The following is a 16010-nucleotide window of genomic DNA, read 5'->3' as shown; positions in this document are numbered from 1 at the left end:
ATGATAGTGAACTGCGGCTAAATTCACATTTGCATCTCGTGTCACGGCTCGTAATGAAGCACCCGCAAAGCCAAAAAGTGCAAATTGACGTTCGGCAGCATTGAGAATTTGTTCTTTAGTATCGGTTTTCGGCTCGGTGGAAGGAACACGACTCATTTTGGGTTAAACGTTGGTCTTTATTCTATAGTACGCAGATCTGTTCATTCAAACAAAAATCTATTGCGATCCTTGCAATTTTTTTAAACGTGCGTTTTAATTATATCAAACGACTGTCTTAATTTATTGAATTAGAGTTATGCCACTCAACGGTTAGACCCATGAGAGATCGGAAGAGCAAGATTCTCAATCTGCTCAACAGAACGGGAAAAGACCAATTCCATTGGAAACTTTACCTGAACCCTCAACCGATCACGATGATCTCATTGCGGTCGAGGCTGAGGTTGTTCCTTCTGGGCCGAAACGTTCCTCAAATCGTTGGTTACGGGTCGGAGCCGTTGGGATTTTACTTGCAGTTGGGTTGGGTGGAATCACCTTTTTTCGTCGTCAAACAGTTGTCCCTCAATCGAAATCACCCACTGTTGAACAGAATTTACCCACGATTTTACCTGTCGAAACCGTAACAGTAGAACGGGTTAGTTCCTATTCTATCTCTCAGAGTTATACCGGAATTGTAGAAGCCCAACGCACCAGTGAATTGAGTTTTGAGCAATCTGGGTTGCTGCTATCACTGGCTGCCAAAGAAGGAGATCAAGTGGCTCAAAATGCAGTCATAGGTCGATTAGATACCCGTCAACTCCAAGCTCAACGACAAGGGTTAATCGCCCAAAAACAGCAAGCGCAAGCAACGCTAACAGAATTGCAAAACGGACCAAGACAGGAAACCATTGCAGCAACACGAGCATTATTGACTCAGGAACAGGCAAGGCTACGAGAACTACAAGCCGGGCCACGAGTTGAAAATATTGATGCTGCTCGTTCGAGAGTACGGGACTTGGAAGAACAGCTAGAACTGGCTCGTTTACAAACCCAACGTCGTCGAGATCTCTACGCGGAAGGGGCAATTTCTCGTGAACAGTTCGATGAAGTCCGAACAACCAAAGATTCCCTCAGAGCTAGAATTGACGAAGCCAGGAGCAATTTAACCGAGTTACAGACAGGCACTCGTCCCGAACAAATTGATGCTCAAATTGCTCAAGTTCAAGGGGTTCAGAGCCAATTGGATGAACTGATCAGCGGAACTCGTCCCGAACAAATTGACGCTCAAATTGCTCAAATTCGACAAATTGACGCTCAAATTGCAGAGTTGGATGTTATTTTAAGCAAAAGTATTCTTTACGCTCCTTTTTCTGGGATCATTTCTCAACGTTATTTAGATGAAGGAACGGTGGTTTCCGCAGGACAAGCAGTGGTTCGATTGGTAGAAGATACGCGCCCAGAAGTTCGGGTTGGGGTGGCTCCGAGCGTGATATCTCAGTTAAATATTGGGAGTCAACATTTAGTTCGAGTTGGAGAAGAAATCTACACCGCAGAAGTGTTGTCAATTTTGCCTGAAGTAGACTCTGCCACTCGCACCCGTACAGTCATTCTGAGATTACCTCAAACCGTTGCACCCGGTACTGTTGCCCGTTTGGAAGTGAGTCGCATCCAACCCACAGACGGATTTTGGTTGCCAACTTCGGCGTTAATTCGTGCCGAACGAGGATTATGGGCTTGTTATGCGTTGGTTCCGGTTGAAGATACTAACACCAATCTTCCCCCTCAAACTCAACAATTAGAACGCCGTGTTATAGAAGTTTTGCATACCGAAGGCGATCGCAGTTTAGTGCGGGGATTATTGCAATCTGGAGAAGAAGTGGTTGCTAATGGAACTCAACAATTTGTTTCAGGTCAGTGGGTAAAAAATTTACCCTAACTTTTATTTTTTGATCTTATTATGGCAACTCTATTTTATCGCAATTTTCGCTTATTAATTCTCACGACTCTTTTAGTTGTAGTTTGGGGGATCTCTGCATTTTTAACCCTGCCTCGCTTGGAAGATCCAGAATTGGTTTCTCGGGTTGCCGTTGTCAAAACTTTTTTTCCCGGTGCCGATGCCGAACGCATCGAAGTATTAGTCACTGATCCAATTGAACAAGAATTAGCAACGATTGAAGAAATTAAGTCTTATGAATCAACCTCTCAAACCGGGAGTTCTATCATTGATATTGAACTTTTAGATAGTGTTACAGTAGCAGAAGTTGATCCGATTTGGTCACGGATTCGAGATCGAATTAGTCAGGCGGCAAATCGTTTACCCGCAGGTGCAACAGTACCAGAACTTGATGAAATAGATGTGAAAGCTTATGCCTTAATTACGGCTTTAACTTGGGTCAATTCAGAACAGCCGAATTATGCAGCCTTAAATCGTTTAGCAGAATATCTTGAAGATGAATTATCGGAGTTAGCGGGAACTGAAAAAGTTGTAAAATTTGGAGAATTAAGCGAGGAAATTTTAGTTGAAGTTGATCCTTATAAACTTGCAAACTTAGGAATTACAGCCCAAAGTTTATCCAATCAAATTCAACAAAGTGATGCTAAAGTTTCTGCGGGTCAACTTCGCAGCCAGAGAAATGATCTGGTGTTAGAAGTAGAGTCTGAAATAGATTCTTTAGAACGGATTCGACAGATTCCTATTCAGTTTGGAAATGAGGGACAATTTGCAACGTTAGCAGATGTGGCAACGGTTTATAAAAGTGTGATTGATCCGCCGAATGAGTTGTCTTTAATTGATGGAAATCCAGCCGTTGTCTTGGCAGTTTTTGTCAAGTCGGATTATCAACTGGATCAATGGTCAAAAACGGCAGAAAAAACTTTATCAGAATTTCAAAAAACATTAGGGACGGGTTTAAAGATCGAAACTATTTTTAATCAAAGTAATTATGTTGAAGAGCGATTAAAAAGTTTAATCAGTAATCTAATTATTAGTGGTTTTCTGGTGTTTGCAGTGACTTTTTTCCTGATGGGTTGGAAATCAGCGATTGTGATCGGACTGACCTTACCCCTATCTGTTTGTATGGTATTAGGACTAATGCAGCTTTTAGGAATTCCACTCCATCAAATGTCAGTAACTGGGTTAATTGTTGCTTTAGGATTACTAATTGATACGGTAATTATTGTAGTTGATGAAGTCGGTCATAAACTTCAGTCTGGGTTTCAACCCGAAGCTGCTATTTCTGAAACGATTCATCATTTGTTTTTTCCCCTATTAGCATCAACAATGACGACAGCCTTAGCTTTTGTCCCGATTGTGATTCTGCCGGGGCCATCTGGAGAATTTGTAGGAACAATTGGTATGAATGTGATTCTTGCTGTTTCTTCTTCTTTATTTCTTTCTATTACTATTGCGATCGCATTAGCGGCTAAAATCAATCAAGCTTTTACAAATGAGGGGAAATCCCGTTCGAGTTGGTGGAGATCGGGCTTTTCTAATTCAATCTTAACTCGAGTCTACAAAATCAGTTTACAAGGACTCTTTCGCCATCCCCTATTAGGAATTGCCTTGGGATTAATTTTACCCATTATTGGTTTTATTCAAGTTAAAAATTTACCTCAACAATTTTTCCCCTCTGTAGACCGAGATCAACTCCAAGTCGAATTAGAATTACCAACCGCAGCATCGATTGAACAAACAAAAACCCTCGCATTACAAGCGCGAGAGGTGATCTTAGAACATCGCGAAATTAAACAAGTTCATTGGTTTATCGGACGGAGTGCGCCTCGATATTACTACAATTTAGCCACAGGTCGAGAACAAGCCGCTAACTATGCTCAAGGATTTTTACAATTAAATACCATTGCAGAAGCGGATTTCGTTAATTCATTGCAGCAGGAAATGGATGCAATCTTTCCCCAAGCCAGAATCTTGGTTCGACAACTCGAACAAGGGCCACCCTTTGACGCCCCGGTCGAACTGCGAATTTATGGCTTTGACCTTGAACGGTTGCGAAGCTTGGGTCAGGAGGCACGCAGACTGTTAACAGAAGTTCCAGGCGTGACTCAAACCCGTGATAGTTTAAGTGAGGTACAGCCTCAACTGGCTTTTCAAGTCGATGAAGAAGAAGCAAGGCTAGCCGGACTTGATTTGGGGAGTGTCTCCCAACAGTTGGCGACATTGTTAGAAGGGAATTTGGGCGGTTCTATCATTGAAGAAACCGAAGAACTTCCAGTACGGGTGCGTGTCTCCAATACCGAACGAGGAAATGTCAATCAAATCATGGGGCTAGAACTGCAACCCACGGGGACAAATTTCAGCCAAAACCGTTTGAGTTCGACGGGCGCCATTCCTGTTTCGGCTTTAGCAGAGATAGACTTGCAACCCCAATCGTCTGAAATTACTCGCCGCAATGGTCAACGATATAACCTGATTCAAGGGTACATTGCCTCTGGGAAATTGCCTTCAGAAATTTTGACAGACTGGCAACAACGGTTAACAGATACAGGGTTTGAAATGCCCCCTCGATATTGGTCTGAGGTTGCCGGAGAAGCCGAACAACAGGGAGATGCCCAAGGAAGATTGTTTGCAACTTTACCGATTATTTTAATTTTGGCGATGTCGGTGTTGGTGTTGTCGTTGAATTCTTTTCGTTCAACTTTGATTATCGGTGCTGTTGCGCTCTGTTCAGTTGGTCTAGGATTTTTTAGCTTGGCATTGTTTGGCTATCCCTTCGGATTTATGAGTCTGATCGGGACGTTTGGATTAGTCGGTATTGCGATTAATGATTCGGTTGTGGTATTAGCGGCTTTGAAAGACGACCCGGAAGCTTCTAGAGGAAGTCGTCAGGCTGCGAGCTTGGTGGTTCTGCAAGCAACTCGTCATGTGATGGCAACGACATTAAGTACAATGATTGGGTTTGTACCGTTGTTGATTGGAGGCGGAAGATTCTGGCCACCGTTGGCAGTCGCGATCGCCGGCGGAGTGGGTGGGGCAACTTTACTTGCGCTTTATTTTGTTCCTTGTTCTTATTTGTTGATCGCTGTAGCCAACCGCAGTCCTAAATCCTTCGACATAGAATCTGGGACTGCAAGATCTTAATTTTGGGGTAGCCCCTAAGAAATGACAGATCCTCGCTGACGTTTAACTTTCTGGAGTTGTTTTCTTGCGAGAAGTCGAACGTTTGGTGGTTCTGCTACTTTTTTTAGAAGTTCCGCTACTTTTTGTTGATTTTTTACGAGTCTTTGAACCTGAACTTGCTTTAGCCGCTAACCATTCCAGCGCCTTTTCTAAAGTTACGTCTTCTACCGTCACCTCTTTGGGAATAGACGCATTTGTTTTCCCATGTTTAACATAAAGACCGTAGGGGCCATTATAAACGTTCACAGGTTCACTATCTTCAGGATGAGCGCCCAACTCCCGTAACGGTGTCGCCGAACGTCGTCCCCCGCGACCTACTTTCGGTTGAGCCAGCATTTCCAAGGCTCGCTCTAACGTAATCGCTAACACATCATCCGGCGCCTTAATAGAACGATAATCTTTCCCTTCCTTACCCTGATCATGGACAACATAAGGGCCAAACCGTCCGATTGCCGCTTTAACTTTCGCCCCGGTGTCTGGATGAACCCCCAACAGTCGCGGTAACGACAGCAAACCCACCGCCATATCGAGGGTGACGCTATCCTTTTCGACCCCTTTGGGTAAAGACACCCGCTTGGGTTTTTTATTCTCCTCAGACTCCTCACCCAACTGCACATAGGGGCCATAAGGGCCGATCAACATCAAAATCGGTTCTCCCGTTTCCGGATGTAGCCCTAACTTCTCCGGGCCTTCTGTTTTTTGTAGAAGCAGTTCTTGCACCAACTCAGGCGTCAGATCAGCCGGAGTCAAGTCTTGAGGAATAGAAGCCGTAATCACCTCATCCCCATTTTCCGCCTCAATATACGGCCCAAACTTGCCGATACAGACCCGATAGAGAATACCGTCGGCTTCACCCCCGAGTTTTTCGAGTTCAATCGTCCGAGCAACTTTTGCCTCAATTTGGCTTTCCTGTTCCCGAACTTGGGTATCTAAACCCGCCTCTCCGGAGTAAAATTTCTGCAAATAGGGGAGCCAACTGGCTTCTCCGGCGGCAATATCATCAAGCGTATTTTCCATACGGGCGGTGAACCCAATATCCACCAAGTCGGGAAAATGTTTTTCGAGTAAATTCGTGACAGCAAACGCCGTAAAGGTTGGGGTGAGGGCGTTTCCTTTTAACTGAACATAGCCGCGATCAATAATTGTCCCAATCACACTCGCGTAGGTACTCGGCCGGCCAACGCCTTCACTTTCAAGGGTTTTCACCAAAGACGCTTCTGTAAACCGGGCTGGAGGTTGGGTTTCATGGCTAATCGCTTCTAGTTCCTGACAGTTGGGATGATCGCCCTCTTTCAGCCGGGGAAGTAGCACTTCTTGGTTTTCTAAGGCTGCATCGGGATCATCGGACCCCTCCACATAAGCCCTTAAAAAGCCCGGAAAATCAATCCGTTTCCCACTGGAACGAAAACCCGCATTTTCGACTTTCAACTCGACTGCAATATTGGTTTGGCGAGAGTCTGCCATTTGACACGCCACAGTTCGCTTCCAAATTAAATCATAGAGTTTGAGGTCGTTGCCGCCGAGATCGGTTTCTTGGGGCGTGCGGAAACGGTTTCCGGCTGGACGAATGGCTTCGTGGGCCTCTTGAGCGCCTTTACTTTTGGTTGTGTATTGGCGAGGTTTGGGGCTGAGGTAGTTTTTGCCATATTTTTCCTCAACGCAAGTCCGAGCCGCTTCAATGGCTTGTTCAGACAGGTGAACGGAGTCGGTTCGCATATAGGTGATAAAGCCCCGTTCATACAACCCTTGAGCCACTTGCATTGTCTGACGCGCACTCAGTCGCAGTTTGCGGTTGGCTTCTTGTTGGAGGGTGGAGGTGGTAAAGGGAGGAGCGGGTTTACGAGTCGAGGGCCGTTCTTCAATCTTGCTGACTGTCCAGGGTTTATCGGTGAGTCGCTCTTTGAGGGCCATCGCTTGGGCTTCATCCAACAAAACTACGTTGCGACCTTGGGCAATTTTACCTGTAGTTTCGTCGAAGTCGCTCCCGGTGGCTACTTTCACGCCGTCTACAGTTGTGAGTTTGGCGTCAAAGTTGGTTTTATCTTTTTCCAGTAAGGCTTTTAAGTCCCAGTAGTCCCCCTGACGGAACGCCCGACGTTCTCGTTCTCGACTGACCAGTAGCCGCACGGCGACAGACTGAACTCGCCCTGCCGATAGACCTCTGGCGATTTTTTTCCAGAGTAAGGGGGAGAGGGTGTAACCGTAGAGGCGATCTAAAATGCGCCGAGTTTCTTGGGCGTGAACCAGTTGTTCGTCGAGATCGCGACAGTTATTGAGGGCGCTTTGAATGGCTTCTTGGGTGATTTCGTGGAAGACCATTCGTTTCGTTGGGATCTTGGGTTTGAGGAGTTGCAGCAGATGCCAACTGATACTTTCTCCTTCGCGATCTTCGTCAGTCGCTAGAACTAATTCGTCGGCTGCTTTCAGCGCATCTTTGAGTTCTTTGACTATTTTTTTCTTATCCTTCGGCACCACATAAATTGGCTCGAAGTTGGCTTCGACATTCACACCAAGCTGCGCCCACTTCTCTCCCTTGTACTTTTCGGGGATTTCCTCAGCCGAGGGCGGTAGATCCCGCACATGACCCATCGACGCTTCCACGCGATAGTCACGGGGAAGGAAGTTGCTGATAGTGCGAGCTTTCGTTGGAGATTCGACGATCACTAGGGTTGACATGGCGTCTTTTCGGAGATATTAGCAGCGAACGGGTATGGGTTTCGAGAAGATTGAGAGCAGGTCGGCAAGCCTGACTGTCTTCCGCTCGTTTGAAATAAGGCTTACTTTCAAAACTATCTTAATTTTGAGTTTATGCCAAAATTCATAGACGATCTTTCTGTAAATTCGGCCGACTACTTTGAGTTTGGCCTATCGAGGCGACACTTTGGCTATTGGTAGCACATTTTATTGTTTTTATCAACTACTATCTGAACAGTTTTAGAATTTTGCCTTAATCTTGACAGATCATTAGATCTGTATTCAGGTTTATGATATGCTTTAACCCACAAATCTAAAGAAATAATTAAAATTTAGTTGATTGTTATTCTGGAGGTGGTGTCAAAATGATCTCAGACTTGTTGTGTATTCTCCTTCCCGCAGGTACTTATCTCGGGAGTGTCTACCTAGTGTTGGTTGTTGTTGAAAAGTTTTCTCGAAAAACGATTTGGTTTAAGTAAATAATGTTTGTTCAATCCGGAGTCGTTCGGGTTAATGACTCGACCGATTCCATCCTACGCCTACTAAAAATACCACAAGTTGTACTAAAACGATACTTGGCCCTGAAGGTAAATCCCAAATTCCAGAAATCACCATTCCGATGATACCACTAACTGCCCCAATTGCCGCAGCGAGTCCTAAAAACGGTATAAATTGATCACAAACCAGTCTAGCCGTAGCGGGGGGAATAATTAAAAAAGCATTGACTAATAAAATTCCAACGGCACGAATGGATAAGGCTAAAGTTAGAGATAATAAGATAATAAAACTATAACGATAAACTTGTACCGGAATACCTTTGAGTTGAGCTAAGTCGGGGCTAAAGGTCAGCAGTATTTGTTCGGGTAAGGTGAACAATAAACAAAGAACCGTGACGACTAACAACCCAACTAATAAAATAATGTCTATATTACTAATAGCGAGAATATCTCCAAATAAAATCGATAATAAATTACCTCGATAGCCCTCTAAAAAGGAAAATCCAATCATTCCCAAAGCCACAGAACCCGCCACAATAATTGCTAAAATTGTATCGCTACCTAAATTGGTTGTATCGATCAAATAAAGCACTCCCAAACCAAAAATAACCAAAAAGAGAGTGAGCGATAATATGGAAGGAAGTTGTAAAAATGCACCGATCACCACAGCTAAAAATGACGCATGACCCAAAGTATTTCCGTACATCGAAAGCTGTCTTAATACTACAAAGCTTCCTAAAATACCGCCTAATGTTCCCAGTAAAATTCCACCTAAAACTGCCCTTTGCATAAAGGGTAAACTAAAGAGTTCTATCCATTCTAAATTATTCATTATCACAAGTTTTGCTTTGAGGTTTCAGATCTTTTTTTGCATTCAATCTGACAGATTAATGAGAGTGCAAATAGCGAATGAGAGTCGAACCATAAACCTCTTGGATATTTTCATTTGATAACGTTTCTCGCGGGCTTCCTTGACACAAAATTTTTCGGTTAAGACACAAAACGCGATCGCAATACCGACTGACTAAATCTAAATCGTGAGAGATTTGTAAAGTCGCAAACCCTTGTTCTCGTTGGAGTTTATTGAGTAATTCTGCAAATTCAACTTCTCCGGTTGCATCCACTTCGGCTAACGCTTCATCTAAGATAATTAAATCACGAGGAACCGCCAGACAATAAGCTAATAAAACTCGTTTAAGTTCACCTCCGCTTAACGTTCCAATTCGTTGATGAGATTGATGTTCTAGGTTAACTTTAACCAACACTTTCTGAACCGAAATTTTTCGTTCTCTTGATTTCCAGAAATAAGACTTAGGTAACGCTAACGCCACCAATTCTTCTACCGTTAAGGGAAAATAGCGATCAAATGAAAACTTCTGGGGAATATAACCAATTTTCTCCCACCGTTTCCCCAATTTATTTAGAGATTTTCCTAATATATTAACTTGTCCCGACTCAGAGGGAATTAACCCTAAAATTGCTCGAATTAAGGTACTTTTTCCGGCTCCATTTGGCCCAACAATAGCAGTATTTGTTCCTGAAAACAGTTGAAAAGAAACCTGATCGACTGCGACATACTTTCCTCGTCGAACGGTTAAATTTTCGACCTCTAAAACCGATGGACTTCCAAATATTTCTTGACTAATCATTGACAAATTCCTTCTAGAGTGTTTAAATTTTTTCGCATAGCCGTAAAATAATATTGAGGATCAAGTGAACCTGTTTCAATCGGATCTAAAGTTTTTACAGGCAGTCCGACATCATTAGAAATTTGTTGCAATCGGCTATCATTGGCTCCAGGTTCGCTCAATAATGCTTGCACATTGTATTCTTTAACGGCTGAAATTACACGCTGAATATCCCGAGGTGAAATACTATCCTCTGGGAGTTCAACCACTGCCATTTGTTGGATGTTATATCGTTTAGCTAAGTAGGGATAGGCATCGTGTAATGCAATAAATTTACAGCCTTGCACCGAACCTAAACGGCTTTTAAATTCTTGATCGAGTTGTTGTAACTGTTTAATATAAGCTTCCGCATTCGCCCGATAAGTTTGTGCATTTTTGGGATCGACAGCGATTAAACCCTCTCGAATATTTTCGACTTGTTTTTGTGCTAAAATTGGATCGAGCCAAACATGAGGATTTCCCTCGGCGTGAGCATGGCTATGATCGTGATCGTGAGAATGACCATGATCGTGATCTTCTTCTGTTAACGGTTCAATTCCTTGACTTGCATCAATTTGTTTGAGTTGTGGGTTCCCCGCATTCGCCACCAACCCACTGAGAAATGTTTCCATTCCTAACCCATTTTTAACTAAAATTTCAGCTTGAGCAAGTTTACGCGCATCACTGGGGGAAGCTTGATATTCGTGGGCGGTAACGTTAGGCGGAACCAGTATTTCAACTTCCTGACTTGAACCGGATACCGCTTTGGTAAACAGGTACATCGGTAAAAATGTGGCGACAACCTTTGTAGAACGGGTGTTTTGGGCGACTGTTGTTAAACTTCCGACTATGATGGCGATCGCAGAAATTAATAATACCGCAAACAAAGGACGACGTTTCCAAGCACTAGGCTGAGTCAATATTCGCAAAAACTGTGAAGGTGACATGGTTTGAGATACACCAAAATTGAGGATCGAAGGGTTCTCCACTGTTTGACAACGGAGGTGTTTAGTAAAATGATAATCATTTTAGTCCCCTCTGGCAATAGGGAGGTTTATCCGCGATCAGTTCTTTTTCATTGAACTTGTAGGCTGTTTCTAACTTCTGGCAGAAGTCTAATTAAGATTGAGAATTTAATTCAGTCATTTTGTCATAAACTAAACGAGAAATAGTCGGAAATATTTCCCAATTTTCTCCGTATTCTTTTCCCTCCCCAAATACCGTTAAAATATAAGCAACTTGACTTGATTTTGACTGAATAAATGCCACTTCAAAGCGAGTCTCAGAAGTCCAGCCTACTTTAGACAAAAAGCGAATATCTAACCCGGCTAAAGATTCTCCTAGAAACCCTTGAATGGGGTTTGATTCTTGCTGTTTCCAAACCTTCGGATCAAGATCTTGTTCGAGTAGGTTCATCATCTGAGAACTCGCTTCAGGAGAAACGGCTTTTTGAGTCACAATTTCATACATTAATCGACTTGTTTGTTCGGCTGTAATTTTATTTCTAATGGGTTGTTTAGGATTGCCTCGCATTTTCAGTTCCCAGGCTTGGGGTTCTTCCATTTTGAGTTCGGGAATCGGGTAATTTTTTTGACTAATATCAATATTTTTATAATCGGCTTTTTGAAAAAACTGATTAATATAATGACGTTTTTTTAGCCAGTTTTCATAAGTTTCTGTGGCGGGATTATTTTGGGATGAAGTTTGAGTGAGTTCGTCTAGAATATGACTGGCTGCTTCATTATCGGATTTTTTAATTAATTTACAAATATCGCTTTGACATTCATCGGTATAACTAATCATTTCATTGGGTTGAATTCCGGCTTCAACTTGAGCAAATAAAGCCACCATCCAAAAGAGTTTAGTAATACTGGCTGGAAATCTAGGGGTTTGACTTCGGTATTCAGCAAAGGTTTTATTTTGAACATCAATTAAGTGAATCGAAAGAGAAGAAGTCGATAACTTTTGTTGAGAAACTTGATTAATAACTTGATCAATAATGGCTTGTAATGGTAAACTATAATTGAGGTTCGGTTCACTCTCAATATTATAAACGGGTTCAGAAATTGAGGGGATTTCGGGTTGAGGTTCGGGTAAAGAAACGGCTTGAGGTGACGTTAGAGAGGCTGAGGAAGTCACGGAAGTCGTATGAAAAGGCGTTAATTCTATCCATTGAGGAAACAAATCAGAAAAGAAAAACTTAGCGATCGCACCTAATCCTCCTAGAGCTAAAGCCAGCAGAGAAATATAACCCAACGCCGATACAGAAGGGTGAGTTCGAGAGCGAGTTCGACGTTGAGAGGAACGTTGAGGCGGTGTGATTGTTGGACGCACTGTCGAGGATGATTTGAGTTGCTGTTCACTCTCCAGTTTCGCCAGTCGTGTTCGCAGTTTTTTTATGGTTTTGTAGGCTCGATTTAACTTGGCTTCAAGTTCTACAATTTTGGGGTTGTGATCAGAAGATAAAGGTTTTTGAGGACTCACGGGTTCGGTTCGTCTTTTCAACTTCGCTCATCATCTTAGTTTAGAAAAGATTTGTTTTAATGTGCGAATTTTTTTTGTTGTTCTCTAAACGAGCTATCCAAAAACATAATAAAAACCTCGGACAAGGAGTTGATCTCAAACAGATCTGCTAGGACTTTTGGGCTGTTCTCAATAGACGGCTTAACGCCACCTCAAGTCCCATAAAGTAAGGGAAACGACAAAAACCTTACAAACTCGCATACCCCTTGACCGATGCTATGCTATAGTGAGAGTTTGGCTGTTAGAGTTTTTTGACGACTTGCTCCCCTGACATCGTTCTCCTTTGGGGGGCAATTCACAAGTTAAACAGCAAAATACTTGCTCTCGTCGAGCCAACCTTGAGAGGGGCTAAATCCTCTTAGGACTGGCTTACTGTTTATTATGCCTGAAAGTCGATAAAAAAGTATCTTTCTTTACAAAAATTAGATTTTTGTTTCAATCGTATAAATTGGTGATTATTCCATTTGGCGTTTGTAGAGTTGCTCGCGGTTAAAAGCTAACTGTTCAACCGTCAACAACGGGGATTCAATCGGTGAACGCATATCCCACTGAACCTCAGCAAAAAAGAGTAACGTACCCGCTAGGATGATTCCAGTCGCTAAGAACTGCCAACCGATCAAATAAGATAATAATGGAATGGCTAAACAATGCAACAATCCTGCTAGTGCAAATGAGCGCGATTGTAGAGCAATACCTGTTGCTAAATAACCCAAAGCACAGACGATTAACCACAGGGGACACAAATTTGCTAGAATCTGTGACCATCCACAAAAAATGCCTAAATTTGTGAGTCCGACCCCAATCAACATCAGTAACGCCCAACAGTAAATCAGCCAGGTTACTTGTTCAATCCGAACCCAATAGTAAGTTAGGAATATCATCCCGATTGTAGCAATGAGTGTGAGTCCTGACCAGTAATAAGCTTGATCAATCCAGCTAATCGGAAAAAATTGAGCGGTAATGAAGATAATGAGTGAAATCAAACCCCAAAGTAAAAACACTTGATCGATGCGAGTATATAAGCCAGAATGCAGTGTATAGTTGCCAATTTTCCAATTAACTTTGAGTAAACCTGTGAGATCTTGAACATCTAGATGCTGTTGTTTGATCCGAACAATCGGCTCTGTAGACTGGAAGATAGTCATGCTAGATAGCTAAAAAACTAAATATTATTTACATATATTAACAAAGATCGAACTCTTTTGTAAAGTCTCAATCCAAAATCATAAATTAACCAGATTTTGCTTGTTTTAACAGATCTTCATAAAGCCTTTGCAGCCGCACTTTCACCTCGGGAGGTTTAGCGGTAAACCGAATGTAAAAACTTCCAACATCTGCGGGTTCCTCTAAGACTTTGGCGTAAATATCTTCACTCGTCAGGGTAGAATCTGCCCAAGTTAGATTCAGCTTAATATTGGTTAGAGGTAAAGGAACACAATCTCGTTCAGCTTGACAGGAACTAATTTTAGCGCATTTTGCAGACAGTTCAACAATATGACCTTGAAACACATTTTCTCCAACGTGTTTTCCTTCCAAAATTGTATAGTTTACAGAAACAGGTTGTCGGAGTGGGAGAAAGACTTCTTTTTCTTGTTGTAAAAATAAATTATATTTTCCAGAAATCCCACCCACTTCATAGATAGTTATCGGTTGTTTTACCCCTTTGGGTTGAACTTGGTTTTTTCCGACAACTTGAATCCGGGAACAAACCTCATTAAACGTTGATTCTGAAACTAAAATTTGACCCCCGGTACTATAGGATTCAATTCGATAAGTGAGATTCACTTGATTTCCAACCACTCCATATTTTGTGCGTTTCTCTGAACCAATATTGCCGACGACAACTTCACCTGTATTGATGCCAATCCCCATCTCTAAAGGCGGTAAACTCCATTCTATTAGCTGTTGATTAACAGAGATCATTTCTAATTGCATTGCAACCGCACAAGCCACCGCTCTTTCCGTGTCATTTTTTCGTGACTTGGGCGCACCAAATAAGACTAAAATTCCATCACCCATAAACTCATCAATTGTGCCTCGATAAGCCGTAATTACATCAGCCATTTTAGAAAGATAAAAATTTAGAACTTTGACCACTTCTTCTGGGTTTAATCGTTCAGAAATAGCGGTAAATCCTCTAACATCAGAAGTCAATAGAGTAATCTTTCGTCGTTCTCCTCCAAGTTTTAAACCTTCAGCACTTTCTAATAAATTTGTGACGACTTCATCAGTCACATAACGCCCGAATGTTTTCCGAATATGAGCTTTTTCGGTTCGCAATTGTTTAATCCGAATATGAGTTTTAATTCGCGCCAGCAGTTCATCTTTATTTAAAGGTTTAGAGAGGTAATCATTCGCCCCAACTTCCAAACCTGCAACTAAATCTGAGACTTGATTTTTAGCCGTTAACATCATAATCGGGAGTTGATGAGGTGGCCAAGTTTCCCGAATTCTACGGGTGACTTCATAACCCGTCATACGCGGCATCATCACATCGAGTAAGATTAAATCGGGGAGATATCCTGCTTCTAAAATTTCCATCGCTTCTATACCACTACTGGCTTGAGTAACAGCATAATTTTGTAAGCATAAATAGTTCACTAAAACTTGTAAGTTAATCGGGTCATCATCAACAATTAAAATTTTAAATTGATTATTATTGAGAGAAGTCGTTGAATTTTGAGTTAAATGTGGTAAAATCCGATTAGATTCTGTGTGGTTTTGATCTTCAACAAAATCTTCTAAAGATACCACCGCAGAACGATGAATTAAAACCGAAGAATGATCCAGTTTTACAGCCTGTTCTTCTGTGGCAATGGGTAAGGTAAAGGTAAAATATGATCCTACATTTTCTATTGATTCTACCCAGATTTTACCCCCGTGTAATTCAACTAATTGTTTAGTGACTGCCAACCCTAATCCCGTACCACTAAACTGACGTGCTGTTGAACCATCGGCTTGTTCAAAGGATTCAAAAATGCGATTTATTTTATCTGCGGGTATACCTATTCCCGTATCAGAAACGGTGACTGCAACTTGAGAATTTGCAGCTTTTTGATCGACTTTTGGTTGATGATTGTCACTATTTTCATCCCAACTAATGACTTGAGCAGAAACCGTAATAGAACCTATTTCTGTAAACTTAACTGCATTTCCAATGAGATTATGGAGAATTTGCTGCAAGCGGTTTTCATCTGCTTGTACGAGGGGTAAATCAGGAGAAATATTATTAATCAATTGTAAGTCTTTATTCCGAACAAAAGACTGATTTAATGTTAAAACAATTTCAGTAATCTCTCTTAAACCTGTTGGCTTTACTTGTAGCCGAATCGTATTGTGTCGCAGCTTAGAAAAATCAAGAATATCATTGACTAATGTCGAAAGTCGATGTCCACTATGAGCAATCATCATCAGATTTTTGCGTTGTAAGTCTGATAGCGTTCCTGTCGCACCTTCTAACATTGACTCTGCAATTCCTATCATGCCATTTAACGGGGTTCGCAGTTCGTGAGAAGTATT

General features: G+C 42.1%; 10 protein-coding genes. 2 read left to right on the top strand and 8 right to left on the bottom strand.

All coding sequences use genetic code 11. The features are described from left to right. Positions 1 to 156: TetR/AcrR family transcriptional regulator (locus M595_RS33055; RefSeq protein ID WP_023069390.1), on the bottom strand; the 156-nt coding region annotated here is incomplete at its 3' end. 223 nt (positions 157 to 379) lie between these two features. Here M595_RS33055 and M595_RS25215 point away from each other — a divergent pair. Then, positions 380 to 1912 carry an efflux RND transporter periplasmic adaptor subunit gene (locus M595_RS25215; protein WP_023069387.1) on the top strand — a complete coding sequence of 511 codons (1533 nt, stop codon included), beginning with the start codon at positions 380 to 382 and terminating at the stop codon, positions 1910 to 1912. 21 nt (positions 1913 to 1933) lie between these two features. Next, a complete protein-coding gene (locus tag M595_RS25210) occupies positions 1934 to 5071 on the top strand; it encodes an efflux RND transporter permease subunit (protein ID WP_023069388.1) in 3138 nt (1045 codons plus the stop codon). 42 nt (positions 5072 to 5113) lie between these two features. Here the strand turns inward: M595_RS25210 and topA are convergent, their stop codons facing one another. The 7 genes from topA to M595_RS25175 form a co-directional block, all read right to left on the bottom strand. After that, entirely contained in the window at positions 5114 to 7786 is a 2673-nt protein-coding gene (topA, locus tag M595_RS25205; RefSeq protein ID WP_040484655.1) for a type I DNA topoisomerase, read from the bottom strand. A gap of 528 nt (positions 7787 to 8314) precedes the next feature. After that, entirely contained in the window at positions 8315 to 9133 is an 819-nt protein-coding gene (locus M595_RS25200) for a metal ABC transporter permease (RefSeq protein WP_023069393.1), read from the bottom strand. A 55-nt stretch (positions 9134 to 9188) separates the two neighbouring features. Continuing rightward, on the bottom strand, positions 9189 to 9950 hold the full coding sequence (locus M595_RS25195; RefSeq protein ID WP_023069385.1) for a metal ABC transporter ATP-binding protein: 762 nt from the start codon (positions 9948 to 9950) through the stop codon (positions 9189 to 9191). Next, the gene (locus tag M595_RS25190) at positions 9947 to 10915 is read right to left on the bottom strand and encodes a metal ABC transporter solute-binding protein, Zn/Mn family (RefSeq protein ID WP_023069392.1); all 969 of its coding nucleotides are present in this window, start codon (positions 10913 to 10915) and stop codon (positions 9947 to 9949) included. Before M595_RS25190 ends, M595_RS25195 begins: the two co-directional genes overlap by 4 nt. Positions 10916 to 11087: 172 nt before the next feature. Beyond that, on the bottom strand, positions 11088 to 12473 hold the full coding sequence (locus tag M595_RS25185; RefSeq protein ID WP_023069391.1) for a serine hydrolase: 1386 nt from the start codon (positions 12471 to 12473) through the stop codon (positions 11088 to 11090). A 473-nt stretch (positions 12474 to 12946) separates the two neighbouring features. Next, positions 12947 to 13636: a hypothetical protein gene (locus tag M595_RS25180; RefSeq protein WP_023069394.1), complete on the bottom strand. Its 690-nt coding sequence runs from the start codon at positions 13634 to 13636 to the stop codon at positions 12947 to 12949. Between the two features lie 85 nt (positions 13637 to 13721). Beyond that, a partial coding sequence (locus M595_RS25175; RefSeq protein WP_023069384.1) for a response regulator occupies positions 13722 to 16010 on the bottom strand: 2289 nt, incomplete at its 5' end.

The organism is Lyngbya aestuarii BL J (genome assembly GCF_000478195.2).
Classification (GTDB): Bacteria; Cyanobacteriota; Cyanobacteriia; order Cyanobacteriales; family Microcoleaceae; genus Capilliphycus; species Capilliphycus aestuarii.
Note: the sequence above shows the minus strand (reverse complement) of the source record. Positions and strands in the feature narration are given on the sequence as shown.

Coding starts and splice junctions, on each gene's coding strand:
- M595_RS25190 (WP_023069392.1), bottom strand. CDS start 10,915: ATGTCACCTTCACAGTTTTTGCGAATATTGACTCAGCCTAGTGCTTGG.
- topA (WP_040484655.1), bottom strand. CDS start 7,786: ATGTCAACCCTAGTGATCGTCGAATCTCCAACGAAAGCTCGCACTATC.
- M595_RS25195 (WP_023069385.1), bottom strand. CDS start 9,950: ATGATTAGTCAAGAAATATTTGGAAGTCCATCGGTTTTAGAGGTCGAA.
- M595_RS25210 (WP_023069388.1), top strand. CDS start 1,934: ATGGCAACTCTATTTTATCGCAATTTTCGCTTATTAATTCTCACGACT.
- M595_RS25200 (WP_023069393.1), bottom strand. CDS start 9,133: ATGAATAATTTAGAATGGATAGAACTCTTTAGTTTACCCTTTATGCAA.
- M595_RS25180 (WP_023069394.1), bottom strand. CDS start 13,636: ATGACTATCTTCCAGTCTACAGAGCCGATTGTTCGGATCAAACAACAG.